Genomic DNA, 25,327 nt, shown 5'->3' with positions numbered 1-25,327 from the left:
CGCGGGTCAGCGGGCGGCGCCGTTGCCGGTGAGCTTCGCGGCGACCGCCTGCGGCATCATCTCGTACCGCAGGTGGGCGCGGGCGAACTCGGCGGTGCCGTGGGTCAGCGAGCGCAGGTCGACGGGGTACCGGGCCAACTCGATCTCGGGTACCTCGGCGCGCAGCAGCGCGGTGCCGGGCTCGGGGGTCTCGGTGCCGAGCACGTGGGCGCGCCGCGCGGACAGGTCGCTGAGCACCGCGCCGAGATAGTCGTCGGGGACGATGACCCGCACCGCCGCGACCGGTTCGAGGAGCCGGATCTCGGTGTGGCTGGCGGCGTCCTTGAGGGCGAGCGCCGCCGCCGTCTGGAACGCGGCGTCCGAGGAGTCCACCGAGTGTGCCTTGCCGTCGACGAGCGTGACCCGCACGTCGACCAGCGGGTGGCCGGTCGCGACCCCGGCCCGCAGCTGCGTGCGGACCCCCTTCTCGACCGACGGGATGAAGTTCTTCGGCACCGCGCCGCCGACGACGCGGACCGCGAACTCGAATCCCTCCCCGGCAGGCAGCGGCTCGACCTCGAGATCGCAGATCGCGTACTGGCCGTGGCCGCCCGACTGCTTGACGAGCCGGCCGTGTCCGGACGCGCTGGCACCGAACGTCTCCCGCAGCGCCACCTGGTAGGGCACCGTGTCGACGTGCACCCCGTGCCGGTTGCGCAGCCGGTCGAGCGTCACCTCTGCGTGCGCCTCGCCGGTGCACCACAACACCAGCTGGTGGGTGTGCGGGTTCTGCTCCAGTCGCAGGGCCGGGTCCTCGACGGTGAGCCGGACCAGCGCCTGTGACAGCTTGTCCTCGTCGGCCTTGCTGTGCGCCTCGACCCCGATCGGCAGCAGCGCCGGCGGCAACGGCCACGCCGGCATCGGGGTGGTCGCGGGATCGTCGGCGAGTGTGTCGCGGATGTGGGTGGACGCGAGTTTCGGCACGCACACGATGTCGCCGGCGACGGCCTCCGGGACCGGATGGGTCGACTTCCCGAACGGCCCGGCCAGCGTCGTGATCCGGTCCTCGTTGGCGCCGTCGGCCCCGAGGACCTGCAGGCGGGTGTCCGGGCGCAGGGTGCCCGCGTACACCCGCACCAGGTTGATCCGGCCGACGTAGGCGTCCCCGGTGATCCGGATGACCTGCGCGGTCAGCGGGGCATCGGGGTCGGCGAAAGGCCCCGGACCGACCCGGCGTGTCGGGTCGGGGAACGACCCGGTGATCAGGTCGAGGAGCTCGGCCGTGCCGAACCCGGCCTCGGTGACCGCGAGGGCGGGATGCAGCGTGCAGTCCACGATCTCGTGCCGCAGCCCGGCGAACAGCGCCTCGGTGTCGAGCTCCTCGCCGGCGAGGTACCGCTCCATCAGGGTGTCGTCGAGACCGGAGATCGCCTCGACGAGACTCTCCCGGGCTGCCGAGGTGTCGGGGGCGGCCTCGACGTCCCCGTAGCCGCGACCGGTCAGCAGATCGACCGACCCGCTGGGTGACCCGTCCCGGAACACCGGCACGTACACCGCGCGCAGCGTGTCCGGCCCGAGCCCGAACGCGTCGTGGCAGGCGGTGAGGATATCGTCGAAGCTTTCCCGCGCCAGGTCGAGCTTCGAGACCACGATCGCGCGGGGCACCCCGACCTCCGCCGCCTCGCGCCACAGCGCGCGGGTCGGTGCGGTGACCGGGTCGGTGGCCGAGACCACGAACACCGCGGCGTCGGCGGCGCGCAGCCCGGCCCGCAGTTCCGCGTCGAAGTCGGGGTGGCCGGGCGGGTCGAGCAGGTTGACCCGCACACCGTTCCAGTCGATCGGCAGCACCGCCAGCTGCACGGACCGCTGCTGCTGGTGCTCGATGTCCTCGTAGTCGGACACGGTGGTGCCGTCGACGACGCGCCCGGCCTTGCCGACCGCCCCCGCGGCCAGGGCGAGGGACTCGGCGAGCGTCGTCTTCCCGACACCGCTGCAGCCGACGAGCACGACGTTGCGGATCTGCTCGGGTGAAGTGACGGGCACTACCTGGCTCGCACGGGGTGAGGTTCGGTCGGCCACGTCGGCCTCCTCGCGGTCGCGGTGTCGGCTCGCAGTCGAGTCTAGGCCCGGACCTCCACCGCAACCGGAGGATTCGACAGCACTATTTGGCCACGCGCTCCCACATCTGCAGGTACGCCTCGGCGCCGCGGCTCATGTCCTCGACGATCTGGTCGCCGTCGGCACCGGCCACGTTCCGCATGTCCTCGATCCAGTCCGGAATCAGGCCGTACTGCGCGACACCGTCGACGTTCAGGTCGAACACCCGCTCGCCGGTCCGCTGGCGGTCCATCACCGTGCCGCCGTCGAAGGTGGTGTACGGGTAGTGCAGGGGATTGTTCGCGGCGTTCGCGCGCGGCCGGGCCTGCGGCCCGAAGCCGTTGGTGTCGGCGCCGTAGCCGAAGCCGAAGTAGTAGCCGTCGCTGCGCATGTCGCGGGCCTTGCGCCACGTCGAGATGAAGTCCTCCTTCTTCGGGTCGTCCTGCAGGCTCGACGCGTACGCGGCGACGAACCCGCCGAGCGCGTAGATCCGTTCGTAGTTCAGCGGGTCGGTCCAGCTGTGGCTCGACACCACGCCCGAGTACTTCTCCGCCTCCAGGATCCGCAGGGTGTCCTCGGCGGTCTTGACGCCCATGTGGTCGATGTCGACGATCATGCCGCGGTCGATCATGCCGCGGACCATGTGCTCGCCCAGTGGTGTCAGCCCGCGGGTGTTGCACAGCGGCCCCGACGGGTACACCGGGGTGGTCACGCCCGGCGGCAGCGCCGCGAGCGCCTCGGCCGGACCGTCCCCGACCGAGAGCAGTTCGTTGTCGTGCTCGGGGCCGGTGCAGGGCTCGGCCTCCCAGAACTTCCCGGTGCCGAGGAAGTTGCCGACGTTGACGGCGACACCCTGGATACCCCCGTCGAACCGGACGCCGCCGAACGCGTTGTCGAACTTGTGGGTGACGATCATCTGCCGGACACCCATCGCGTAGACCTCGTCGAGCCCGCGGTCGATGTCGGCCTCGGTGCACTGCGGCACGCCGTCGCGGAGGCCGCACCCGAACGGCTCGGAGGTCTCGATGCCGATGGTGACGGCGAGTTTGCCCTCCCCGGCGACCTTGCGGACCTCGGCGGGGGAGCTGACGATGCGGAACCAGCCGCGGCCCGGACCGCCGTACTGGGCGTCGATGTAGTCCTGCATCTCGTGGACCTGCTCCGCCTGCGCGCGGATGGTGTCCATGTCGTTGCAGGAGCGGTTCTTCAGCGGGTAGACGTCGCACAGCACCCGGTTGTTGACCAGCAGGTTCGTGAAGATGCGCAGGCCGCCGCGCCAGGCGCGCTCGACCCAGCGGTAGTAGGTCTGCTCGTGGGTCAGCGAATCGGCGTTCGGCCAGTCCTTGAACGTCGGCTAGCCGACGGTGTCGTGCCCGGCGACCGGCGTCCCGTGCGACAGGATGTTCTCGAGCAGGGCCGGGAAGCCGTCGGTGCCGTGGTCGGCGCAGTCGCGCAGGGCGACGGTGATGCCCTGGGGGTCGAACGGGGTGCCGCAGTGCACCTGGCCGCCGATGAACAGGTTGGCGTCGAGGTGCACGTGCGCGTCGATGAAGCCGCGCACCTCGCCGTTCGGGCCGGTGCCCGACAGCGGGGTGCCGGTCGCGTTCACCTCGGAGTCGGGGAAGTCCGCGCACCCGGTGGTCGGGACCAGGGTGAACCGTCCGCCGGCCGGGTCGACCCCGGGGTCGGTCGAGAACAGCAGGCCGTCGTGGGCCGTGAGCTGGTTGCCGGTCGCGGTCGCGGTGATGCTGTAACCGCCGTCGGTGTGGGTGAGGGTCCAGTCCGTCGCCGGCGTCGCGTCGCGGGTCGCGATGATCGCGTGGGCGTCGTCGTGGGCGAGCAGGTCGCCGCCGCGCCCGTAGAACATGAACCGGCCCAGTTGCGCGGCGTGCATCCGGAACGCCTCGGCGTCGGCCGGGCCGGCGGCGTCGACGCGGTACCCGTCGGGGGTGAGGCGGGTGAAGGACCCGGTCTGCTCGGACCGCAGCGCGTAGCACCCGTTCGCCAGGCCGAAGACCGGGTCGTCGCCGGGGCCGGTCGGTGCCGGGGCGGGTGCGGCGCCCGCGGCCACCGTGGCGACGGCGGCGGTGCCGAGCCCGAGCGACAGGGCGACGGCGAGGGCGGTCACGATGCGGGCTGCGGGTCTCATGGGTGTCGCACGTCTCCCCGGGAAGCGGTGTGTGGGCGAAATCATCTGCCGAATTGGTTCCGCAGGGTAAACCGCTGCTGGACATTTGTCCAAAATAGTGCCCGCGACACGCCGGAGCGGAAACGAGGATGATTTCTCCGCCGCGGGGCGTTACAGTGTGTGGTCCCAGCAGGGTGCTGGGAACGTACGGGGCTGAACGGTTTCGACTGCGTACGTTGAGTCAGGGGAAGCGTGTCGGTGCAGGCAAGAGACCACCGTGAGCGTCGCTGCAACCAATTAAGCGCCGATTCCAATCAGCGCGACTACGCTCTCGCTGCCTAAGTAGCGAAGCGTGTCTGTCAGTCCGATCTCGCCCTCGGGTCGGGTACTGGCATCAGCTAGAGGGCTCCACCGGTCGGCTCGGTCACGGAGTCGGACGGGACATCAAACAGTGACTGGGATCGTCATCACGGCTTGTTCGCGAGACCGGGAGATCCAAGTAGAGGCATAGCGAACTGCACACGGAGAAGCCCAGGCGAAGCTGCGTAGGACCCGGGTTCAATTCCCGGCAGCTCCACACAGAGCCCCCCACCTGCACGATCGCAGGTGGGGGGCTTCGCTTTTCCCGGTGGACCGCTCGACGTCACGGATCGTCCGACCGGGTGGCCTCGGCGGAGTCCGATTCCGTGTTCGCGTCCCGCGGTGACTCGTGGGTGTCGCGCAGGCGGATCGCCGCGCCGAGCACCAACGCCGTGACGATCGAGACCGCGATCCACGCGACGAGGGCGATGACGATCCACTGGGGCATGGTTCGAGTGTCCACTCTCGCGGCCGTTTCGTCGCGCACGGCTACCCTGGGCGTCGTGGATTCCGGCGACCTCGACTTCGCGCACACCGAGCAGGCGGGCCGCAGGCGTCGGGAGAAGGCGCTCGGTCTGGCCCGCTTCGCGTGGGACCACGCGATCACCGGTGCGGAGCTGCTGGCGATGCCCGACGACCGGCTCCGCAAACTCGCCCGCGCCGCCGGCGCCAACCCGCCGAGCACCCGCGAGACGTGGACCGTCGTCGCCGAACTCCTCGACGAGAAGGACGACTGGGCGCGCGCTCATCCCGGCGATCCGCGGGCGCTGCGGTCGCACGCCGACGAGAAGATCACCTGGGTGAAACCGCCGCTGCCGCCCTGGCCGGGGACCTGACCGGGGATCAGCAGTTGCTGGGCGCCGGCACTCCCGCGAACCGGTCGCCCAGGTAGCCGAACGCGCCCGGGATGCCCTCGATCGCGGCGGGGCCGTGGTCGCCGGGGAGGACGTTGAGCAGCACCCGGGTGCCGGAGGCGCACCATCGGCGCAGTGTCGTGGTCGTCGAGTCCAGCGGCGCCAACTGGTCGCCCGCACCGTGCCATGCGAACACCGGCGCCCGCGGGGCGAGCGGGGACGCGACGAGGCTGTTGTCGTCGAAGACCGCGCGCAGCGGCGCGGTCAGGACAGCACCGGCATCGCGGGTCACCTCGGCGGTGCTGTGACCGGCGCCGTCGTCGATGATCTGCTGCGAGCAGGCGTTGACGATCTGGTCGCGCAACGCCGCGCCGGCGGGGGTCAGGAACGGCTCCACCACGAACCGTGAGGGGTACTCGCGCTCGAGCCCGAGCGTCGCCGCGAACGCCAACCCGAACAGCGGGTGCGGGGCGAAGCCGAGCCCGGTCGCCATCTCGTTCAGGTTCGTCGGTACGCCGCCCTGCGCGACCCCGACGATCGGCAGGTCCGGCGCGTAGGTCGGGGCCAGGGCCGCGGCCCAGCCCGTCGCCATGCCGCCACCGGAGTAGCCGACGAGACCGACCGGGCTGCGCACGAGGCGCATCTCGGGCAGCTGCTTCGCCGCCCGGATGCCGTCGAGGACGATCTGTCCTCCGAGGCGTGCGGCACCGTAGGCGCTGGTCGGGCCGAGATGGTCCGGGACGGCGAGCGCCCATCCGCGGGCCAGGATAGGACCCAGGGCCGGCGCCTCCTGGAACTGTCCGGTGAACAGGGTGTGCGACGGTCCGCACTGGGTGCCCAGCGAGTTGATGATCGCCTGGTACGACACCAGCGGCCGGTCGACGCCGCCGCGCGGCACCATCAGCGTCGTCGTGGCGGCGATCGGGGCTCCCGCGGAGTTGGTGGAGCGGAACAGGATCTGCCAGCCGTCGGCGTTGCCGTAGCGGGACACGTCGACCGGCCGGGTGCGGAGCACGGCGCCGTTCGGGTGGGCCGCGAGGTCCGGTGGCGGCCAGTAGAAGGCGTCTGGGTCGGCGGCGGGTGTCGTCGGCTGCCCCTCGGCGGGCGGACCGGCGATCAGGAGGAGGGTCAGTGTCGCGAACAAGGCGGCGGCGGACCGCCAGAGCAAGGTGCGCATGGAAGTCCCTTTCCGCTCTACAGGGTAAGCGGCCGCGCCGCCCGTGAGTGATGTTCGCCACTATTGCGGTGAAAATCACTCACGGGCCGAGGGAGCCGCTCAGTAGGCGGTGATGATCGGTCCCGGGGTCCACCAGCCGGACCGGACGGCGGTGTCCGTCTCGATCGAGGCCGGGCCGGCGCCCCGGTCGATCGGCACGAACTGCTCGATCGAGCCCCAGTCCCGGTCCCAGTCGTGCGCGAGGTACGACGGGATCGTGCGGGCGCCGAGCAGCAGCCCGGTCCAGCCGAGCGGCCCGCCGCCGTTGTGGTCCTGCCACAGGTTGGTCGAGATCGCGCCGTGCCGGTCGGGCAGGATCCGGTACGCGGGCACCTGCGCGACCCCGTTCCGGTGCAGCATCTGCGCCTGGCAGGGGAAGTTCAGGCCGACCGCCCAGTCCAGCAGCACCGGAGTCCGGGTGCCGACGACCTCCTGCAGGGTCTGCGTCTGCGGCACCCGCGGCGGCGTGAACGCCAGCCACTGGTCGCCGGAGATGTCGGTGTCGGCCGCGACGATGCGCACGACGTCCGCCTCCGCCGGGAGCCGGTCCATCGGCACCCGCAGGTTCCGCCACGACGGGGCCGGGCCGATGTCGATCGGCGTGGTCGACCCGAGCGGGCGGACGGTGCCGTCGGCTTCGGTGGCGCCGTACTCGACGTCGAGGCGCTGACCGTAGGTGTCGATGCCGTCGGCGTCGACCGAGTGGACCCGCCCGGCGACCGCGATCGAGATCAGGTCGCCGCGGGATCCGGCGGCGTCGGTGTCGGGCAGGCGGTACCAGTCGGTGGTCGCGTTCGCCGCGCCGCTCGCGCCGTTGGAGCCGAGCACCGGGGTGGTCGCCGGATCGAGGCCGAACGGCAGCGCGACCGTGGAGCCGTTGACGCCGCGGCCGCCGAACCCGCCGCCGGTGCCCGCGCCCGCGGACGACTGGGCGTCGGAGGTGCGGTCGACGGTGTTCGCGGTGCCTGCCGCGAGGTCCTCGTCGTCGGGCGTGAGGTCGCTCGCGACACCGTTCGGGGTGAACCCGACCGCCCCACCGGCGGCCAGCGCGCCGCCCACGTCCCCGGACAGCGGGCGCAGCGTCGAGGCGTTCGGATCGGTTTCGAGCAGGACGTCGTTCGCGAGGCCGCAGCCGTCGCCGGTCAGGGCGTCGACGTTGGACCGTGCGACCGAGTACGCCGGATACTGCGCGATCGCGCCCTTCGCGAGGGAGAGCACCTCGAACAGCACCAGCGCGGCCGCCGCAACGGTCAGCGGCGGGATCGCCCACCCCCGGCCGGCGTCGCGGCGCCGGTCCGCGGTCGGATGCACGTGGTACCAGGCCGCGACCGCCAGCAGCAGGACGGTGAGGGCGAGGAACGCGGTCGCGAACCCGAACCCGGCGACGGACGGCGGCTTGTCCCACCACGGGACGCCGTAGCTGGAGACGTACCACCAGCCGTTGGTGCTGACGAACGACATCGTGACGACGAACGCGACAGCGGCCGCGAACAGGGCCCGGTTGCGGCGCGAGCGCAGCACCGCCGGGGAGACCGCGACGGCGGCGACGATCGCGACGCCGGCCGCGAGGCCCGCGTAGATGCCGAAGTGGTGCGTCCACTTGGTGGGCGCGAACATCATCAGCACGAGCGCACCGAGGGTGACGCCGACGATCCGGCGGGTCGGTCCCTGCGACGTCCCGGGGATCTGACCGCCGCGGCGCAGCATCGCCACGATCACCGTGACCAGGCACAGGAACATCGTGAACATCGCGAACCGGCGCGAGAGCGACCCGTCGACCGTGATCTGCAGCAGGTACTGGTAGCGGAGGTACTCCATGTACCAGGGCACGTCGGGGCCGATCGCGTGCACCTTCTGCATCTCGATCACGGCAGCGGCGGTCTGATCGGCGAACGCGAAGGTCAGCACCGCGAGACCCGACGCGACCAACGGCAGCAGGGTGGCGGCGTAGCCGGCGGTGCGGGCGCGGGCCGCGACGATCCGCGCGACCGGGCGGGCGCCGGCGATCAGCGCGGCGAAGCAGATGATCCCGGACGGTCCGGCGGTGACCGTGATCGCGCCGATCACGACCGCGGCCGCGGCGGGCAGGAGCCGCCGGGTCGCGACCGCGCGTTCGACCGAGCACCACGTCGCGAGCACGCCGACCGCGACGATCGGTTCGGGGCGCAGGCCGTTGTTGAACGGCAGCCAGAACGCCAGGAACACCAGGGCCCCCGTCCACAGCGGGCCCCGCGACGCGCGGGCGGCGGCACCCAGTCGGGGCGCGACCTCGCGGCTGATCAGCCACCAGCCGAGCAGACCCGCACACAGGGCTGGCAGGCGCATCCAGATGCTCGCGGTGGACACGTGCGTCATCCACGCGAGGACGTCGTAGAACGGGGTGCCGAACGGCGCTTCTGGGACCCCGAACCAGCGGAAGTAGTTGGCCATGTACCCGGCCTCACCCGCGGCGCGGGCCATCCCCAGCTGGTAGCCGTCGTCGGCGGTGTTCGCGCCGATCACGTGCCAGACGGCGAGCGTGCCGACCACCAGCGCGTCGATCCGGGTGAAGGTCCACCACCGGGCAGGCAGGAACCGGCGGGTGCGGCGGCCGTCGGCGGCGTCGATGCGGTGCAGCGCGACCAGCGACACCGCGGTCGCGAGCACGGTCAGCAGCATCGCCGCGATCTTGATCGGGGTCGGCGACGTGGTGAAGCGGGTGTCGAGTTGCGCGGTGACCGCGAGCCCGTCCGGCGGCGGGCCGGTGAGCTGCGAGAACACCCCGACCACCTGCGGGCGCAGGTCGTCGTCGACGGCGCCGGTGACCGATCCGACGGTGGCGCTCGTTCCGGTCGGAGAGGAGTGCACGACGATTGTGCAGCCCGGACCGAGGTCGGTCAGCGGCGCGGACAGCAGCACCCGGTCGCGGGCGACGACGTCGACGCGGTGCGGGTCGGAGTCGGTGACGACCTTCGCGACCAGGCCGTACCGCTCGGTGTCGGGGGCGCCGATCGGTGCCGTCGACACCAGGACGCCGCCGGTCCCGGCGAGCCGGTCGACGGCCGTGCACGGAATCGCGATGTCGAGCGCGGTCGGTGCGTAGGACACCAGCGGTGCGGTCACGCCGGCGGTGGTGCCGTTCTGCGGCCACGACACGCTCGCCTCGGTCTGCCGGACCGGCAGGAACGGGATCGTGATCGCCAGCAGGATGCCGATCGCGGCGCTGATCGCGGCCACCAGGCGCGGTCCGGCGACGCCCGCGCGCGGTGCCTGCGGACGGCTCTCCCCGGGTGGGGGCAGCGGCGGATCGGCGATCGTTCTGGTGTCGGTCACGACTCGAAAGGGTAACGACCGGTCCTGATCTCATTGCAGACCCGCAGGTGGGAGGGTTGCTAGCCTGTGTCGGTGGGCTGGGACGAGGACCGCGCGCCGGTGCTGCCGATGTTTCCGTTGGGCACCGCGCTGCTGCCGGGGGAGACGCTGCCGTTGCAGGTGTTCGAACCGCGCTACCTGACGATGGTCGACCACTGCACCGCGACACCGGACCGGATGCGCTTCGGGGTCGTGCTGATCGCACGCGGACACGAGGTCGGCGGCGGCGACGAGCGCACCGACGTCGGCACCGTCGCCCGGATCGTGTCCGGCCGGCCGGTGGCCGGCGGCCGGGTGCTCCTCGGCTGCGTCGGCGAGGCGCGCCTCCGCGTGGACGACTGGCTGCCCGACGACCCCTACCCGCGGGCGCGGGTGCGGCCGTGGCCGGACGAGTACTCGCACCCGGACGCCGCGGACGTCGCGACACTCACCGATCGGGTCGGTGAGCTCACCGACCTCGCCGCGGCGTTCGCGCGGACCCGCGGGATGCCGCCGCCCCGCTTCCCGGACTGGGAGTCGTTGCCCGGAGACGCAGGCGCGCGCGCATTCGCGTTGGCGGCGGCGCTGCCGCTCGGCGCGATCGACCGGCTCCGGGTGCTCTCGGCGCCGGGGCCCGCGGAGCGGGTGCCCGCCCTCGCCGACGCGCTCGCCGACGTCGTCGCGGCACTGCGATTCCGCCTCGCGGACCCGGGCGGTGCGGACCGGGACGACGCCGCGAGGGAAACGTGATGCGGGGCGACGGAGCCCTGGTCGCGGTCGTCGCCGTCGGCGGCGCCATCGGTTCGCTCGCCCGATACGGACTGTCGCAGGCGATCCCGGTGCACACTGGGCAGGTGCCCTGGGCGACGGCGATCGAGAACGTGACCGGCTGCTTCCTGATCGGGATCCTGATGGTGCTGATCACCGAGGTGTGGACCGCCCACCGGCTGCTGCGGCCGTTCCTCGGGGTCGGGGTCCTCGGTGGCTTCACCACGTTCTCCACGTACGCCGTGGAGGTCCGCGGGCTCTACGCCGACGGCCACGCCGCGCTCGCGGCCGGCTACCTCGTCGGCACCGTCGTGGCCTCGCTCGCCGCGGTGCTGGCCGGACTGTTCGTCACCCGTGCGGTCGCCGCGGCCCGGGTCGGGAAGGGAATGGGACATGGTTGACGAGCAGCGCCCCCACTCGGTGGTGTCTCGGCCCGAACTGCGGCTGTCGATCATCCTCGGACTCGACGACATGTGGCACCACCGGCCGAAGTTCCAGGAGATCGTGCGGCGTGCCCGGGACGCCGGCCTCGCCGGCGCGAGCGTGTGGCGCGGGGTCGAGGGCTACGGCGCCTCGTCCCACATCCACACCGCCCGACTGCTCGACCTCGCCGACGGGTTGCCGGTGCTGGTCGTTCTCGTCGACGAACCCGAGCGGGTCCGCGGTTTCGTGGACGCGATCGCGGAACTGCTCACCCAGGCGACCGTGACGCTCGACGAGGTCGAGCGGCTCCACGTGAGCGGCGACCAGGCGTGACGGTGCTGCTGGTCCTGCTCGGCGGGGCCGTCGGTGCCCCCGCGCGCTTCCTCCTCGACCGGACGGTGCAGTCCCGTCACGACAGCGTGTTCCCGTGGGGAACGCTGAGCGTCAACATCATCGGCTCGCTGATCCTCGGTGCGCTGGCCGGCGCCGCGACGGCCCACGACTCGGCGCTGTGGACGCTGGTCGGGACCGGCTTCTGCGGGGCCCTGACCACGTTCAGCACGTTCGGGTACGAGACGGTCCGCCTGTTCGAGGACCGCGCGCGGCTGTTCGCCGTCGGCAACGTGGTGGTCACGGTCGTGGCCGGGCTCGCCGCGGCCGCCCTCGGGTTCGCGGTCGTGCACGCGGTGACGGCGTGACCGGGGGACCGGACCGGGTGCGACACCCGACGCTGCGGAGACTCGCCGCCGGGGTGGCCGCGGCCGTCGTCGCCGGCGCGGTCGTCGGGGTGCTCGCACGCACGTTGATGAGCCTGACGACGGTCGTGGGGGGAGGGACCCAGGGCTTCTCGTCGGGTGGGACCGCCGGGATCCTCGCGCTGTACGCGGCCGCGATGGTGCCCGGCGCGCTGGCGGCGGCGGCCGGCTCCCGGCTGGTGTCGCGGGTGCTGCTCACCGCCGGTGCCCTGTTCCTGTGCGTGCCCGCGGTCGGGGTGGCCGGTGAGGAGGTCGGCGATCTGGGCGGGACGGGGACGGTTCGGCTCCTCGGCGTCGCGGTGTGCGGGGTCGCCGTGTTCGCGACCCTCGCCGTGCTGCCCGTGGTCACCGCGCGGCTGGTGACGCGGTGGGCCGGAACGCCGGTCGCCGCCGCGACGCGCGCGCCGGTCTCGTGATCGAATGACCGGGCGGCCTGTCGATGCACGGCAGCGCCTCGAAGAAGGAGAGTCGTGGCGCACGAACGAGCTGGAACCCCCGCCCGCACCGAGGACCTCGAGGATCTCGCGCACCTGGTGACGGCCTACTACACCCGCACCCCGGACCCCGGGAACCCCGACGAGCGGGTCGCGTTCGGCACGTCCGGGCACCGCGGATCGAGCCTCGACGGCGCGTTCAACGAGGCCCACATCCTGGCGACGACGCAGGCGATCGTCGAGTACCGGGCGAGCCGCGGGTACACCGGCCCGCTGTACCTCGGCCGCGACACCCACGCGCTGTCGGAGCCGGCGTGGACCAGCGCACTCGAGGTGCTCGGCGGCAACGGCGTCGACGTGCTGATCGACGCGGCCGGCCGCTACACGCCGACGCCGGCGGTGAGCCACGCGATCCTCCGGCACAACGAGCAGCTCACGTCGGGATTCGCCGACGGCATCGTCGTCACGCCGTCGCACAACCCGCCGCGGGACGGCGGGTTCAAGTACAACCCGCCGAGCGGCGGCCCGGCCGGCTCCGACGCGACGTCGGTCATCGAGGATCGCGCCAACGAGCTGCTCGCGGCCGGCCTCGCGGGGGTGCGGCGAGCGCCGCTCGCGACCGCGCTCGCGACGGTCGCGCGGCCGTTCGACTTCCTCGGCAGCTACGTCGACGACCTGCCGCACGTCGTCGACGTGGACGCGATCCGCGGTGCCGGGATCCGGATCGGCGCCGACCCGATGGGCGGGGCCGCCGTCGACTACTGGGGTGCGATCGCCGAGCGGCACCGCCTCGACCTGACCGTCGTCAACCCGGTCGTGGACGCGACGTGGCGATTCATGACCCTGGACACGGACGGGAAGATCCGGATGGACTGCTCGTCCCCGGACGCGATGGCCTCGCTGATCGGTGCCCGCGACCGGTTCGACGTCGCCACCGGAAACGACGCGGACGCCGACCGGCACGGCATCGTCACCCCGGACGCCGGCCTGATGAACCCGAACCACTACCTCGCGGTCGCAATCGACCACCTGTTCACGCACCGCCCCGAGTGGGGTGCCGGGACGAAGGTCGGCAAGACACTGGTCAGCTCGTCGATGATCGACCGCGTCGTCGCCGGCCTCGGACGGGAGCTGGTCGAGGTGCCGGTCGGGTTCAAGTGGTTCGTGCCAGGTCTGCTGTCGGGGGAGCTGGGGTTCGGCGGCGAGGAGAGCGCCGGTGCGTCGCTCCTGCGTCGCGACGGCCGCGTCTGGACCACCGACAAGGACGGCATCGTGATGGCGCTGCTCGCGTCCGAGGTCCTCGCCGTCACCGGCCGTTCCCCGTCGCAGCGGTACCGCGAGCTGACCGTTCGTCACGGAGACCCCGTGTACGCGCGTGTCGACGCGCCCGCCGACCGGGCGCAGAAGGCGGCGCTGGCCGCACTGTCGCCGGACGCGGTGACCGCGACCGAACTCGCGGGGGAACCGATCACCGCCATCCTGACCGCCGCGCCCGGCAACGGCGCACCGCTCGGCGGACTGAAGGTGTGCACGGCCGACGCGTGGTTCGCGGCCCGGCCGTCGGGGACCGAGGACAAGTACAAGATCTACGCCGAATCGTTCCGGGGGCCCGACCATCTCGCGCGGGTGCAGGACGCCGCACGGGAGCTGGTGTCCCGGGCGCTGGGGGTCGTCGACTGACTGACTAGCCTGGGGGCGGTCATGACTGCACCCGCATCCGCCCCCCGGACCACCCGACTTCCCAGCGAGATCTGGGTCCTCGTCAGCGCCAGCTTCGTCATCGCCCTCGGCTTCGGCATCGTCGCGCCCGCGCTGCCGCAGTTCGCGGTCAGTTTCGGGGTCGGCGCGTTCGCCGCCACGGTCGTCATCTCCTCGTTCGCGTTGATGCGACTGCTGTTCGCGCCGGTCAGCGGATCCCTCGTGCAGCGGATCGGGGAGCGCCCCACCTACCTGACCGGGCTGCTGATCGTCGCCGGCTCCACCGGCGCGGTCGCGTTCGCGTCGAACTACTGGCAGCTGTTGGTCTTTCGCGGCATCGGCGGCATCGGCTCGACGATGTTCACGGTCTCCGCGCTCGGTCTGCTGATCCGGATCAGCCCGCCGCAGCTGCGCGGCCGCGTCGCCGGCCTGTACGCGACCGCGTTCCTGTTCGGTTCGATCGGCGGCCCCCTGGTCGGGGCGGCGCTCGTCGGGTTCGGGTTGCGGGTGCCGTTCGTGATCTACGCGGTCGCGCTGCTGGTCGCCGCCGCGGTCGTGTACTTCCGGCTCAAGGATTCCCCGCTGGCCGCACCGGAACGCCAGGCCGAGGCCGTGACGATGACCTTCCGCGCCGCCCTGCGTTCGCCGGTCTACCGGGCCGCGCTGCTGTCGAACTTCGCGAACGGCTGGGCGGTGTTCGGGGTCCGGATCGCGCTGGTGCCGCTGTTCGTCGTGCAGGCGCTGCACGCGAGCGACCGCTACGCCGGGATCGCGCTGACCGTGTTCGCGGTCGGCAACGCGCTCGTCCAGATCCAGGCCGGCCGGCTGTCCGACGTCCACGGCCGGCGCCCGTTCGTGCTCGCGGGACTGGTGATCACCGGGGTGTGCACGGTGGCGATCGGGTTCAGCCCGACGCTGTGGGCGATGCTGGCCGTGTCCGCGGTCGCGGGCATCGGGTCCGGTCTGATGAATCCGGCCCAGCAGGCCGCCGTCGCCGACGTCGTCGGGTCGAAGGCGCGCGGCGGACCGGTCCTCGCCGCGTTCCAGATGGCCTCCGACGTCGGGTCGGTGGTCGGGCCACTGGTCGCAGGCCTGCTCGCCGAGCGGTTCTCGTACTCCGCCGCGTTCGCGGTGACCGGGGCGCTGACCGTGCCTGCGCTGATCGCGTGGCTGCTCGCCGCCGGGTCAACCCGTGACGCCGACCCCGACCGCGAGCCCGACGAGGTACGTCGCGCCGACCGCGACGAGACCGAACATCAGCTGCCGTAGCGCACCGCGCACCAGCGGCCGCGACGTCAGGTGCGCGGTGACCGCGCCGACCACCATCAGACCCACGCAGCCGACGGCCAGTCCCGCCACCAACGACGAGAACCCGAGCAGGTACGGGATCAGTGGGACGATCGCGCCGATCGCGAACATCACGAACGACGACGCGCCCGCCACCAGCGGTGACGGCTTCTCGGTCGGGTCGACACCCAGTTCGTGCGTCAGGTGCAGCGTCACCGCCTGTTTCGGATCCCGGTGCACCTCGGCGGCCGCGACCCGGGCCGTCTCCTCGCTCATCCCCATCTCGACGAAGGTGCCGACCAGTTCCGTCTGCTCGGACACCGGATGCCGGGCCTGTGCCCGCGTCTCGACCTTCACCTCCGCGTCGATCTGATGGTTCGCGGTCGAGACCGACGCGAACTCGCCGAGCGCCATCGAGAACGCGCCGGCCGCCAGACCCGCGATCCCGCTCATCACGATCTCGTGCGCGCCGAGACCGGCGCCGCCGACACCGGCCAGCAGCGAGGTGTTGGTGACCAGGCCGTCCATCGCACCGAACGCCGCCGCGCGCAGCCAGCCCCCCGAGACGTCCGCGTGCGTGTGGTCGAACTCGTGCGGCAGCGCGCCGTGGGGCAGACCCGGCTGTGGCGAACCCGGCCGCGGTGACGTGCCCGGGTGGGGAACCGACGCATCGTCCATGGCCTGAATGTACGCGCGGCCCTGTGGGTACGCCGCTCGTCGATAAGGTGAGAGGCGTGTGGAAACCCCTCGTCAGCCTGCTCGCTCGCCTGGGACTCGCGGCTGTGTGGCTCGTCTCCGGCGGCATCAAGTTCGCCGACCCGACGCAGACGGTCGTCGCGGTCCGTGCCTACCAGCTGCTCCCGGAGGGCCTGGTGCGGCCGGTCGCCGCGACGATGCCGATGTTCGAGATCGCGCTGGGCCTGCTGCTGCTGATCGGGCTCGCGGTGCGGTGGACCGCGGTCGCGTCGGCGGCAATGCTGCTGGTCCTGATCGCGGTGATCGTCTCGGTGTGGGCCCGGGGACTGTCGATCGACTGCGGATGCTTCGGCGGCGGCGGCACCGCCGACGTGGACGGCTGGGACTACGCGCGGGAAATCGCCCGCGACGTCGGCTTCCTCGTGCTGGCGGTGTGGCTGATCGTCCACCCACGCAGCCCGGGTGCGCTCGGTCCGGGGTCGCGCAGCGCCCTCTCAGTTCCCGCACAGCAAGAAATGGCAGAGTGATGCCGAATTCGAACAGGACCAACCGGACCGGAGGACCGCACCCGTGAGCACGAAGAAGGTCAAGCCCGTCAAGGCCGCACCCCAGGCGACGTCGAGCCGATCGACGTACATTCTCGGCGGGCTGGCGGTCGTCGTGATCGCCGTGATCGTGATCGCGGGCGTCCTGTGGAGCAGCAACCGCAGCAAGCCTCGCAACGGGGGGTACGGCGGGGTGTCGAACGCCGCGGTGCAGGTCACCACCGACGCGGCCGGAGTGGTCCGGGTCGGGACCCCCGACGCCCGCACCACGATCGACCTGTTCGAGGACCCGATGTGCCCGTACTGCGGCCAGCTCGAGCACACCAACGGGCAGGAGGTCGCGCAGAAGATCGACGAGGGTGCGCTCGCGGTGCGCTACCACACGCTCGACTTCCTCAACCGGCTCTCGGCGAGCGGTGACTACTCGACCCGGGCGGCCGGCGCGCTGCTGTGCGTCGCGGACAGCGGCAACGCGATCGTGTACTCCGCGTTCCACACCGCGCTGTTCGCGCCGGAGAACCAGCCGGCGGAGAACGGCAAGTCGGATCACAGCAACGCCGACCTCGCGCAGATGGCGAAGGACGCCGGCGCCGACGACAAGACCGTGACCTGCATCGCCGACGGTGCGAATGTCGATCGGGCGGCGGCGGCCGCGCAGACCGGTCGCCAGGCCCTCGCCGCGACCGGTGCGGCGGGCACGCCCGCGGTGATCAAGGACGGCACCGTGATCGACGCGCTCGGCGATCCGAACTGGGTGTCCACGCTGAACTGACACCCGCGGACCGAGTCCACCGGCGCCGGAACCGGCCACTCTCCTGTGAGGGTGTGCGGGTTCCGGCGCTTCGGCTTTCGCCATTGAAATCGCTGTGACCAGCCGATTTGTTGCGCCGACCGGTGGTGGTGTAACTTTTTCCAGGCGAGAGCGGAACGGCCCGAAACGGCCGAGACGCTCCCGCCGGGGCCGCGAGAGCGGGTTCGAGAACTGAACACGGGGCTATGGCGCAGCTGGTAGCGCACCACACTGGCAGTGTGGGGGTCAGGGGTTCGAGTCCCCTTAGCTCCACCGAGAAGACCGGGTCGGACATTCGTCCGACCCGGTCTTCGTTGTTGCGGAGTTCCGGTGGGCCGAGAGTGCGCCGGGAAGAACGACACTGCCCCGCCGGATCGCGGGGCAGTGTCGTGTGCGGGGGGCGTCAGGCGGTGTGGTCGCGGGCGACCGTGAAGTGCCGGTCGTCGCCGGGGGATTCGAGCTCGTCGACCACGGCGATCGCGAGGTCGCCGGCGGTGATGCGCGAGTCTCCGGAGTCGTCGGTCAGGAGTGTCGTGACGCCGCGCCGGTAGCGGCCGGCGCGGGCCCCGGGTTCCAGGACCGCCGGTGGGCTGACGTAGGTCCATTCCCCGTAGGGGTGGTCCTGGCAGACGCGGAACTGGTCGAGACTCGCCTGGGCGACGGCCCTCCATCCGTCGGGGACGCGGTTCGGGTCGTCGATGACGAGGCGGTCCGGGTCGTCCGGGGAGCGCAGCGGCGCCGAGCCGCCGACCACCAGGACGCGGGTGCCGGATCGGGCGGCGGCGTCGAGGAATCCGTGGGTCAGCGGCGCGAGCCGCTGCTCGTCGCCGGGGGCGAGGCGGATGCTGAGCACGGCGGTGTCGACCTCGGCCAGCACCGGGTCCAGCGTGTCCGGGTCGGCGACGTCGAGTGCCTGCACCGCGAGCCGGTCCCTGTCGACCTCGACGTCGGGGCGACGGGAGAGCGCGGTGACGACGTGTCCGCGGGTGAGGGCTTCGGTGACGATCGCGCTGCCGGCCATGCCGGTGGCGCCGAAGACGGCGATCTTCATGACGGGGTGGGTCCCTTCTTCGTTGACGGGGGCGTGTCGTGGGGTGAACTGGCCGGCGACCATCGCGGTCAGAGCGACCGCGAAGCCGGCGAGTTGGACGAGCGTGAGGGCTTCGCCGGCGAGGGTGGCGCCGAGGATCGCGGCGACCAGCGGGGAGAGCAGCCCGAGCAGGGCGGTCGCGGTCACCGGAAGGCGGCGGATGCCTGCAAACCAGATCGTGTAGCTGAGCAGGGCCCCGACGAGGCCGAGCCACAGGTACCCGGCCACGGCCGGGCCGTCGATCCCGGGCGGGATGCCGTCGACGAGCAGTGCGGGGGCCAGGAGGACGAGTCCGGCCGCGGTGAGCTGCCATCCGGCCAGGCCCAGCGCGCCGACGTCGTCGGGGCGCCCCCATCGTTTCGTGAGGACGACGCCGGTGCCCATCGACACGGCCCCGGCCAGCCCGGCGAGAAGGCCGATCGGGTCGAGGGCGGCCCCGGGGCCGAGCACGACCAGCGCGACGCCGAGGACACCGACGACGCCCCAGGCGATCCGCCAGGTCGAGAGGCGTTCGTGGAGGATCGCGACGGCCAGGAAGGCGACGACGATCGGCTGAGCGGCGCCCAGCGTGGCGGCGACCCCGCCCGGCAGGTGCTGTGCGGCCAGGAACAGCAGCGGGAAGAACGCCCCCATGTTCAGCACGCCCAGCACCGCGCTCTTCCACCACCACGAGCCGTGCGGCAGGCGGCGCGACAGCAGCAGGGCGATCAGGCCCGCGGGCAGCGACCGCATCAGGGCCGCGAAGAGCGGGTGTCCCGCCGGCAGCAGGTGGGTGGTCACGATGTAGGTCGTGCCCCACACGGCCGGGGCGATCGCCGTCAGCGCGGTCCATCCGGTGCGGGCCGCCGTGGTGGTGAGGGGTGCGGGAGTCGTGGTCGTGGTCACCGGTCCATCGTCGGCCGCACAGGTCGATGAGTCCAACGCATGTTTTTCATTTCAAGGATGAACAGCGATCATGTATTCATGGAGCTCCAACAGATGAGGTACGTCGTCGCGGTCGCCGAGGAGCGCAGCTTCACCCGCGCCGCCGAACGGTGCTTCGTCGTGCAATCCGCCCTCAGTCACCAGATCAAGGCGCTCGAGCGGGAGCTCGGCGTCACACTGTTCGCTCGCACCAGCCGCCGCGTCGAGCCGACCGCTGCGGGCGATGCGTTCCTCCACGCCGCCCGTGCGAGCCTGGAGGCGGCGGAGCGTGCCGTCGCCGATGCGGCCGCCGCGACCGGGCGGATCCGCGGCACCCTGACCGTCGGCGTGATCCCCACCGTCACCGCGATCGACATCCCCGCCGTGCTCGCCGGGTTTCATCGCGATCATCCCGCCGTGCGGATCCGGCTCCGCGGCGGAGGCAGCGACGAGTTCGTCGCCGGCATCGCGGAGGGCAGCATCGACGTCGCGGTGCTCGGCCTCCCCGATTCCTCGCCGCCCACCGGAGTCGCGACCCGGGAGCTGGCGCGCGAACGCCTCGTCGCGGTCGTCTCCGCCGAGCATCGACTGGCCGGGCGCCGCCGACTGCGGCTGCCGGACCTGGCCGGCGAGACGTTCGTCGACTTTCCGGCAGGCACCCCCGGCCGTGCCCCCTCCGACCTCGCGTTCCAGGCGGCGGGCATTCACCGCGAAGTCGCCTTCGAGGCCATGAGCATCGACCTCATCCTCGGCCTGATCCGGCACAACCTGGTGATCGCCTTCCTGGCCCCGGCCGTCGTCCCCGCCGACCCGGACCTGCGCACCATCCCGGTGTCCGGTGGCCCGACTCGCATCGAGTACCTGGCCTGGAGCGACTTCAACCCCGCGCCCGCCGCGCGGGCGCTCGTCGAGAGGCTGCCATCGCCGACGCCGCCACGTTGACCGTGCCCTGTTCGTGGTGCGACGCTCGGTAACAAAATCTCAACTATTGGTTGAGGGTTGTGCCGGCGGGCCGGTCGGCTCTGGTTCACTGTGTGGCGAATGTGACCCGTGTGACCGACGTTGCACCTGCCCGGAAGGAGAGCGGCGCCACCGGCGTCCAATCACCCATGCCGAAAGTCTCCCTGTTCGCCGGGCTCGCCGCGACCGCCCTGACCGCCGCGTTGCTGCCGGGAACCGCGCTCGCCGCGCCGGAGGTCGCCGCGCCGGAGGCCGTGTCGACGCCGCTGGCCGGCAAGACGATCTTCCTCGACCCCGGACACCAGGGGACCGGTCACAACGAAGACCTGTCCCGCCAGGTCCCCGACGGTCGCGGGGGCACCAAGGACTGCCAGACCACCGGCATGACCTCCCTCGGCGGCACCCCCGAGCACACGATCACCTGGGACGTCTCCCAGCTGGTCAAGGCCGGCCTCGAGAAGCTCGGCGCCACCGTGGAACTGAGCCGGCAGGACGACACCGGCTGGGGCGGGTGCGTGGACGAGCGGGCCCGCGCCGCCGGCGCGTCGGGTGCGGACCTGGCCGTGAGCATCCACGCCGACTCGACGGCCACCGGCGAGGACACGGCCAAGCGCGGATTCCACCTGATCGTGCCGACATTGCCGATCCCGGACCCGAAGGTGGACGCGGTCCAGTCGGGACCGGGGCTGGCGGCCTCGCGCGCGATCCGGGACGCCTACGTCAAGGGCGGCTTCACCCCGGCGAACTACGCGGGTGTCGTCGACGGCATCCAGACGCGCAGCGACATCGCCGGGCCGGCACTGACCACCGTCCCGCTCGCGTTCGTCGAGATGGGCAACGGATCCAACCCCGAGGACGCCGCGGTCCTCGACAGCCAGGACGGCCGGCTCAAGCACGCGGTCGCGATCATCGTCGGCGCGGTCGACTACCTGATGGGGGAGACCGGAACGCCCGCCGCGGCCGCCACCACGACGACGGCAGCGGCCGCCACCGCCACGACGACGGCAGCGGCCGCCACCGCCACGACGACGGCAGCGGCCGCCACCACCACGACGACGGCCGCGGCACCGACGAGCGCCGCGGCGCCCGAAGCGAAGTCCGCGGACTCCACCGGGGCGGCGCCGACCACGACCAGCACGACCAGCACGACCACGACGACCGAGAAGGCGCCCCCGGCGTCGGTGGCGACGCTGCTGTCGGAGGGGCTGTCCGCGCTGCAGACCCTGCTGTCCGGGTACGGCCTGGACGGGCTGAAGGACTTCGCGACGGCCGGGAACCTCGGCATCTTCGCCGACCTGCTCGGCGCCTTGCTGAAGGCGCTCGGCTGACGGGTTCCGACACGGGCCAACCACGACGAGGGCCGGACACCGACGGTGGTGTCCGGCCCTCGCGTTCGCCCGAGTCCGGGTGTGCGGATGCGAGCGCCGGGACCGGCCGCACTACGATGGACCACCGATCGACGGCGGAGGTGTGGTGGTGCGGCGGCGGATTCCGGTGGTGCTGGTGGCCGGCTTCCTCGGCTCGGGCAAGACGAGCCTGCTCAATCACCTGCTCCGGGACAACCACGGCGTGCGAATCGGTGTGATCGTCAACGACTTCGGCTCCGTCAACATCGACTCGATGATGGTCGCCGGTCAGGTGGACTCGACGGTGTCGCTGAGCAACGGCTGCCTGTGCTGTGCGGTCGACGTCAGCGAGATGGACGCGATGCTGGACCGGTTGACACAGCCGAGGTCCGGCATCGACGTGATCGTCGTCGAGGCCAGCGGGCTCGCCGAGCCCCGCACCCTGGTGCGGTTGATCCTCGGCAGCGAGAACCCGCGGGTCGGCCACGGCGGCCTCGTGGTGCTCGTCGACGCCGCCGAGTTCGAGAGCAACCGGGTCCGTCACCCGGAGCTGGATCTGCACGTGCGGATGGCGGACCTGGTGGTGCTCAACAAGATCGACCTGCTCGCCGTGGACGATGCGGCGGCGGTGCGCGACCGGGTCGCGGCACTGAACGACCGCTCGCCGGTGCTGGAGACGACGCACGGCCGGATCGATCCGCGACTGCTGTTCGACGAGGTGGTGCGGGTCGAGGACGGCCCCCGCCAGCTGACCCTCGACGAACTCCTCGTCGAACGAGAACAGGGCCACGACTGCGGCGACGGGCACTGCGGTCATCGGCACCTGCACGAGCAGTACCGGAGCGTGACGTTCACGAGCGCCGAACCGATGGATCCGCGGTCGCTGGTGCGGTTCCTCGAGGAACCGCCGGCAGGGCTGTATCGCGTGAAAGGTTTTGTGTACTTCGGGGTTCCGGGACACATGCAGCGGTATCTGCTGCAGACGGTGGGGCGGCAAATCCGGTTCGACGTGGCGCCGTGGGGCCGGGGTGCGGGCCGCGGCACCGAACTGGTGCTGATCGGCTCGGGCATCGACGTCGACGGCATCGAGCGCCGCCTCGCCGAGTGCGTCGCCGGCCCGGTCCGCAGCGGTGCAGAGGCCATGACCGGCGTGCACCGCTACGTCGTGGAGGTCTGACCCCTAGGGGCGGGTGGCGCGTCGCCGACGCTGGTTGCCGGCGCCCGTGCGCGTCGACTCGCCGGCACCGGATCCCGGTGTCTCGCTGCTGTAGACCGTCGTCGGTCCGGCCGAACCGTGCCCGCGCCCGCGGCCACCGCCGGTCGTCCGGCCGACGCCGGAAGCCTGTGCGCCGCCGCGACTTCCGGCCACCGCGCCCCGACCGCGTCCACGTGCGCCCTGACCGGCACCGCCGGCGCGGCCGCCCTGGCCGGCCGTGCCGCCCTCGGTCGAGGTGCGGCCGGCCGCAGCGGACCCACCGCGGCGCCGCCCGCCCGACCGCTGTCCGTCGCCAGCGCGCTGGCCACCACCGCCACCACGGCGTCCGCCGCCCTGACCGGCGGGCTGGGTGGCCGGCTTCGGTGCCGGGATGACGTGCGGTGCGATCTCGCCGACGAGTTCGGTCACCGCGGGGGAGTCGGCCGTCACCTGCTGGGGAGTGACGTTGATCTTCGCCTTGCGCATCAGCACGGCGAGGTCCTTGCGCTGATCGGGCAGCACCACGGTGACGACGTCGCCGGCGCTGCCGGCGCGGGCGGTGCGGCCCGAACGGTGCAGGTACGCCTTGTGTTCGGCGGGCGGGTCGACGTGGACGACGAGTTCGACCTCGTCCACGTGCACACCGCGCGCGGCGACGTCGGTGGCGACGAGCACCCGCGCCTCACCCGAGGAGAACGCGGCCAGGTTCCGGTCCCGGGCGTTCTGGGAGAGGTTGCCGTGCAGGTCCACCGACGGGATGCCCGCCTCGGTGAGCTGCTTGGCGAGCTTGCGGGCCTGATGCTTGGTGCGCATGAACAGGATTCGGCGGCCCGTGCCGGACGCGAGCTTGTGCACGAGATCCTTCTTGTCCGCGGCCCCGGCGACGTCGAAGACGTGGTGGGTCATCGCGGCGACCGGGGAGTTGGCCTCGTCCACCGAGTGCAGCACCTGGTTGTGCAGGAACTTCTTGACGAGGACGTCGACGCCGTTGTCGAGGGTCGCGGAGAACAGCAGCCGCTGCCCGGTGTCCGGGGTGGCCTTCAGGATCCGTGTGACGCCCGGCAGGAAGCCGAGGTCGGCCATGTGGTCGGCCTCGTCGAGGACCGTGACCACGACGGAGCCCAGGGAGACGAGGCCCTGCTTCATCAGGTCTTCGAGTCGGCCGGGGCAGGCGACGACGATGTCGACGCCGGCGTCGAGGGCCTTGACCTGGCGGTTCTGGTTGACACCGCCGAAGATCGTGGTGACCCGCAGCCCGGCGGCATCGGCGAGCGGCTGCAGCGTCGCGGTGATCTGGGTGGCGAGCTCACGGGTCGGGGCGAGCACCAGGCCGCGGGGCTTGCCGGGCCGGCGGGGGCCGGCAAGGTCGCCGGACAGGCGCGCGACCATCGGGATCGAGAACGCGAGGGTCTTGCCGCTGCCGGTCTTGCCTCGGCCGAGGACGTCACGCCCGGCGAGGGTGTCGGGCAGCGTGTCGACCTGGATCGGGAAGGGGGCGGTGATTCCGCCGTTGGCGAGCGCCGTCACGAGGGGAGCGGGCACGCCGAGTTCGGCGAAGGAAGCGGTCATTGTCGTCGAGTGCCTTTCGGGCATCGGGTTGCGCCCGGCAGCACACGAACCCGCAGGTCCACGCGCCTTCGTCAGCACAAGTGTGGCGAGATTGCCGGTGGGCAAAATCGATCGCCGTAAGAAGAGTTCGTGCTGGGCACGTGAAAACGGTTCCACGACGGCTGGTGCCATGAGGCTCGCACCAAGTGGCACCCAGCATAGCCGACCGCTCGGTCGCTCAGCCGTTGCCTGGGTCACACTCGCGCTACAGGCCCACCCACTCGGTGACGCCGCCGTCGAAGTGCTGCCGCTTCCAGATCGGGACCTCGGCCTTGATGCGTTCGACGAGCAGCGCGCAGGCGGCGAACGCCTCGGCGCGGTGCGGGGCCGCGACCGCGGCGACGAGGGCGAGGTCGCCCACCGTCAACGGTCCGACGCGGTGCACCGCCGCGACGAGCAGCCCCGACTCCGTCGACACCTGCTCGCAGCAGCGCCGGAGGAACTTCTCGGCGTCGGGATGGGCCTGGTACTCGAGCGCCGAAACAGATTGTCCGCCATCGTGATTGCGGACGACTCCGGTGAACACCACCACCGCGCCGTGTTCGGGTCCGGCGACGGCGGCGTCCACCGCGGCCGGATCCAGCGGCTGGTCGGAGATCGCGGCCAGCAGGTCACGCATCGTGCATCCCTCCACCTGACACCTGCGCGAGCAGGTGGTCGAGAATCGGCTCCAGCACCGCCATTCCGTCTCGGACCCCGCCCGGCGACCCGGGCAGGTTCACCACCACGGTCCGGCCGGCCAGGCCCACCAGCCCGCGGCTCAGGGACGCATGGACGGTCTTCTCGGTTCCCTTGCGGCGCATGGCCTCCGCGACACCCGGCAGCTCGCGGTCCAGGACGGCGGCGGTCGCCTCCGGGGTCCGGT

General features: G+C 72.1%; 24 protein-coding genes, 1 tRNA gene and 1 other RNA gene. 15 read left to right on the top strand and 11 right to left on the bottom strand.

Annotated elements, in window-relative coordinates; translation table 11 throughout:
- Positions 1-6: 6 nt before the first annotated feature.
- The 3 genes from ABD951_RS13005 to ABD951_RS12995 form a co-directional block, all read right to left on the bottom strand.
- Positions 7-2,058, bottom strand: coding sequence for an elongation factor G (locus tag ABD951_RS13005; RefSeq protein ID WP_345345383.1), 2,052 nt, complete (start codon positions 2,056-2,058; stop codon positions 7-9).
- 82 nt (positions 2,059-2,140) lie between these two features.
- Positions 2,141-3,262 carry a membrane dipeptidase gene (locus ABD951_RS13000; protein WP_345345381.1) on the bottom strand — a complete coding sequence of 374 codons (1,122 nt, stop codon included), beginning with the start codon at positions 3,260-3,262 and terminating at the stop codon, positions 2,141-2,143.
- 168 nt (positions 3,263-3,430) lie between these two features.
- Positions 3,431-4,225 carry a hypothetical protein gene (locus ABD951_RS12995; RefSeq protein ID WP_345345379.1) on the bottom strand — a complete coding sequence of 265 codons (795 nt, stop codon included), beginning with the start codon at positions 4,223-4,225 and terminating at the stop codon, positions 3,431-3,433.
- Between the two features lie 188 nt (positions 4,226-4,413).
- Here ABD951_RS12995 and ssrA point away from each other — a divergent pair.
- Positions 4,414-4,784, top strand: a transfer-messenger RNA (tmRNA) gene (gene ssrA / locus ABD951_RS12990).
- Between the two features lie 63 nt (positions 4,785-4,847).
- On the opposite strand, the gene ABD951_RS12985 is transcribed toward ssrA, so the two are convergent.
- A complete protein-coding gene (locus tag ABD951_RS12985) occupies positions 4,848-5,012 on the bottom strand; it encodes a hypothetical protein (protein WP_345345377.1) in 165 nt (54 codons plus the stop codon).
- Positions 5,013-5,067: 55 nt separating this feature from the next.
- On the opposite strand from ABD951_RS12985, the gene ABD951_RS12980 reads away from it, so the two are divergent.
- On the top strand, positions 5,068-5,400 hold the full coding sequence (locus ABD951_RS12980) for a hypothetical protein (RefSeq protein ID WP_345345375.1): 333 nt from the start codon (positions 5,068-5,070) through the stop codon (positions 5,398-5,400).
- Between the two features lie 7 nt (positions 5,401-5,407).
- Here the strand turns inward: ABD951_RS12980 and ABD951_RS12975 are convergent, their stop codons facing one another.
- Complete coding sequence (locus ABD951_RS12975) at positions 5,408-6,595, bottom strand: lipase family protein (protein ID WP_345345373.1); 1,188 nt, start codon at positions 6,593-6,595, stop codon at positions 5,408-5,410.
- 99 nt (positions 6,596-6,694) lie between these two features.
- Positions 6,695-9,946 (bottom strand): arabinosyltransferase domain-containing protein, encoded by a 3,252-nt coding sequence (locus tag ABD951_RS12970; RefSeq protein WP_425569840.1) that lies wholly within the window; start codon positions 9,944-9,946, stop codon positions 6,695-6,697.
- Positions 9,947-10,018: 72 nt separating this feature from the next.
- Between ABD951_RS12970 and ABD951_RS12965 the strand changes: the two genes are divergently transcribed.
- The 7 genes from ABD951_RS12965 to ABD951_RS12935 are packed head-to-tail and all read left to right on the top strand — an operon-like array spanning position 10,019 to position 15,311.
- The gene (locus tag ABD951_RS12965) at positions 10,019-10,714 is read left to right on the top strand and encodes an LON peptidase substrate-binding domain-containing protein (RefSeq protein ID WP_425569839.1); all 696 of its coding nucleotides are present in this window, start codon (positions 10,019-10,021) and stop codon (positions 10,712-10,714) included.
- Positions 10,714-11,133 carry a fluoride efflux transporter CrcB gene (gene crcB, locus ABD951_RS12960; RefSeq protein WP_345345371.1) on the top strand — a complete coding sequence of 140 codons (420 nt, stop codon included), beginning with the start codon at positions 10,714-10,716 and terminating at the stop codon, positions 11,131-11,133. The genes ABD951_RS12965 and crcB (ABD951_RS12960) overlap by 1 nt, the downstream gene beginning before the upstream one ends.
- Positions 11,126-11,488, top strand: coding sequence for a DUF190 domain-containing protein (locus ABD951_RS12955; protein WP_345345369.1), 363 nt, complete (start codon positions 11,126-11,128; stop codon positions 11,486-11,488). Before crcB (ABD951_RS12960) ends, ABD951_RS12955 begins: the two co-directional genes overlap by 8 nt.
- Positions 11,485-11,853 (top strand): fluoride efflux transporter CrcB, encoded by a 369-nt coding sequence (crcB, locus tag ABD951_RS12950; RefSeq protein WP_345345367.1) that lies wholly within the window; start codon positions 11,485-11,487, stop codon positions 11,851-11,853. Before ABD951_RS12955 ends, crcB (ABD951_RS12950) begins: the two co-directional genes overlap by 4 nt.
- On the top strand, positions 11,850-12,326 hold the full coding sequence (locus ABD951_RS12945; protein ID WP_345345365.1) for a hypothetical protein: 477 nt from the start codon (positions 11,850-11,852) through the stop codon (positions 12,324-12,326). The genes crcB (ABD951_RS12950) and ABD951_RS12945 overlap by 4 nt, the downstream gene beginning before the upstream one ends.
- A 54-nt stretch (positions 12,327-12,380) precedes the next feature.
- Positions 12,381-14,024 (top strand): phosphoglucomutase (alpha-D-glucose-1,6-bisphosphate-dependent), encoded by a 1,644-nt coding sequence (gene pgm / locus ABD951_RS12940; RefSeq protein WP_345345363.1) that lies wholly within the window; start codon positions 12,381-12,383, stop codon positions 14,022-14,024.
- A 21-nt stretch (positions 14,025-14,045) separates the two neighbouring features.
- Positions 14,046-15,311 (top strand): MFS transporter, encoded by a 1,266-nt coding sequence (locus tag ABD951_RS12935; protein ID WP_345345361.1) that lies wholly within the window; start codon positions 14,046-14,048, stop codon positions 15,309-15,311.
- Here the strand turns inward: ABD951_RS12935 and ABD951_RS12930 are convergent.
- Positions 15,228-16,007: a VIT1/CCC1 transporter family protein gene (locus ABD951_RS12930; protein WP_425569838.1), complete on the bottom strand. Its 780-nt coding sequence runs from the start codon at positions 16,005-16,007 to the stop codon at positions 15,228-15,230. The two genes, ABD951_RS12935 and ABD951_RS12930, sit on opposite strands and share 84 nt — an antisense overlap.
- Before the next feature lie 56 nt (positions 16,008-16,063).
- On the opposite strand from ABD951_RS12930, the gene ABD951_RS12925 reads away from it, so the two are divergent.
- The 3 genes from ABD951_RS12925 to ABD951_RS12915 all read left to right on the top strand — a co-directional run bounded on the left by ABD951_RS12925 (position 16,064) and on the right by ABD951_RS12915 (position 17,633).
- Positions 16,064-16,552 carry a MauE/DoxX family redox-associated membrane protein gene (locus ABD951_RS12925; RefSeq protein ID WP_345345359.1) on the top strand — a complete coding sequence of 163 codons (489 nt, stop codon included), beginning with the start codon at positions 16,064-16,066 and terminating at the stop codon, positions 16,550-16,552.
- Between the two features lie 43 nt (positions 16,553-16,595).
- Positions 16,596-17,342: a DsbA family protein gene (locus tag ABD951_RS12920; RefSeq protein ID WP_345345357.1), complete on the top strand. Its 747-nt coding sequence runs from the start codon at positions 16,596-16,598 to the stop codon at positions 17,340-17,342.
- Positions 17,343-17,560: 218 nt separating this feature from the next.
- A tRNA-Ala gene (locus ABD951_RS12915) sits at positions 17,561-17,633 on the top strand.
- Between the two features lie 130 nt (positions 17,634-17,763).
- Here ABD951_RS12915 and ABD951_RS12910 read toward each other — a convergent pair.
- Positions 17,764-19,335: an EamA family transporter gene (locus ABD951_RS12910; RefSeq protein WP_345345355.1), complete on the bottom strand. Its 1,572-nt coding sequence runs from the start codon at positions 19,333-19,335 to the stop codon at positions 17,764-17,766.
- A gap of 78 nt (positions 19,336-19,413) precedes the next feature.
- On the opposite strand from ABD951_RS12910, the gene ABD951_RS12905 reads away from it, so the two are divergent.
- The 3 genes from ABD951_RS12905 to ABD951_RS12895 all read left to right on the top strand — a co-directional run bounded on the left by ABD951_RS12905 (position 19,414) and on the right by ABD951_RS12895 (position 22,836).
- On the top strand, positions 19,414-20,295 hold the full coding sequence (locus tag ABD951_RS12905; RefSeq protein WP_345345353.1) for a LysR family transcriptional regulator: 882 nt from the start codon (positions 19,414-19,416) through the stop codon (positions 20,293-20,295).
- A gap of 167 nt (positions 20,296-20,462) precedes the next feature.
- Positions 20,463-21,641, top strand: a complete 1,179-nt coding sequence (locus tag ABD951_RS12900; RefSeq protein ID WP_345345351.1) for an N-acetylmuramoyl-L-alanine amidase — start codon at positions 20,463-20,465, stop codon at positions 21,639-21,641.
- Between the two features lie 145 nt (positions 21,642-21,786).
- On the top strand, positions 21,787-22,836 hold the full coding sequence (locus ABD951_RS12895) for a CobW family GTP-binding protein (protein ID WP_345345349.1): 1,050 nt from the start codon (positions 21,787-21,789) through the stop codon (positions 22,834-22,836).
- Positions 22,837-22,839: 3 nt separating this feature from the next.
- Here the strand turns inward: ABD951_RS12895 and ABD951_RS12890 are convergent, their stop codons facing one another.
- From ABD951_RS12890 to ABD951_RS12880, 3 genes are all read right to left on the bottom strand, one after another.
- Positions 22,840-24,423: a DEAD/DEAH box helicase gene (locus ABD951_RS12890; protein ID WP_345345347.1), complete on the bottom strand. Its 1,584-nt coding sequence runs from the start codon at positions 24,421-24,423 to the stop codon at positions 22,840-22,842.
- A 244-nt stretch (positions 24,424-24,667) separates the two neighbouring features.
- Positions 24,668-25,081, bottom strand: coding sequence for a molybdenum cofactor biosynthesis protein MoaE (locus ABD951_RS12885; protein WP_345345346.1), 414 nt, complete (start codon positions 25,079-25,081; stop codon positions 24,668-24,670).
- The coding region (locus ABD951_RS12880) for a molybdopterin-binding protein (protein WP_345345344.1) at positions 25,074-25,327 on the bottom strand (254 nt) is incomplete at its 5' end. The genes ABD951_RS12880 and ABD951_RS12885, both read right to left, overlap by 8 nt.

Origin of the sequence: Rhodococcus olei, from assembly GCF_039540555.1 — a bacterium.
Taxonomy (GTDB): Bacteria; Actinomycetota; Actinomycetes; order Mycobacteriales; family Mycobacteriaceae; genus Rhodococcus_G; species Rhodococcus_G olei.
This window is presented reverse-complemented; position numbering and strand designations above follow the sequence as displayed.

Coding starts and splice junctions, on each gene's coding strand:
- ABD951_RS13000 (WP_345345381.1), bottom strand. CDS start 3,262: ATGGACACCATCCGCGCGCAGGCGGAGCAGGTCCACGAGATGCAGGAC.
- ABD951_RS12995 (WP_345345379.1), bottom strand. CDS start 4,225: ATGAGACCCGCAGCCCGCATCGTGACCGCCCTCGCCGTCGCCCTGTCG.
- ABD951_RS12985 (WP_345345377.1), bottom strand. CDS start 5,012: ATGCCCCAGTGGATCGTCATCGCCCTCGTCGCGTGGATCGCGGTCTCG.
- ABD951_RS12975 (WP_345345373.1), bottom strand. CDS start 6,595: ATGCGCACCTTGCTCTGGCGGTCCGCCGCCGCCTTGTTCGCGACACTG.
- crcB (WP_345345371.1), top strand. CDS start 10,714: ATGCGGGGCGACGGAGCCCTGGTCGCGGTCGTCGCCGTCGGCGGCGCC.
- ABD951_RS12955 (WP_345345369.1), top strand. CDS start 11,126: ATGGTTGACGAGCAGCGCCCCCACTCGGTGGTGTCTCGGCCCGAACTG.
- ABD951_RS12935 (WP_345345361.1), top strand. CDS start 14,046: ATGACTGCACCCGCATCCGCCCCCCGGACCACCCGACTTCCCAGCGAG.
- ABD951_RS12930 (WP_425569838.1), bottom strand. CDS start 16,007: ATGGACGATGCGTCGGTTCCCCACCCGGGCACGTCACCGCGGCCGGGT.
- ABD951_RS12905 (WP_345345353.1), top strand. CDS start 19,414: ATGGAGCTCCAACAGATGAGGTACGTCGTCGCGGTCGCCGAGGAGCGC.
- ABD951_RS12900 (WP_345345351.1), top strand. CDS start 20,463: ATGCCGAAAGTCTCCCTGTTCGCCGGGCTCGCCGCGACCGCCCTGACC.
- ABD951_RS12890 (WP_345345347.1), bottom strand. CDS start 24,423: ATGACCGCTTCCTTCGCCGAACTCGGCGTGCCCGCTCCCCTCGTGACG.
- ABD951_RS12885 (WP_345345346.1), bottom strand. CDS start 25,081: ATGCGTGACCTGCTGGCCGCGATCTCCGACCAGCCGCTGGATCCGGCC.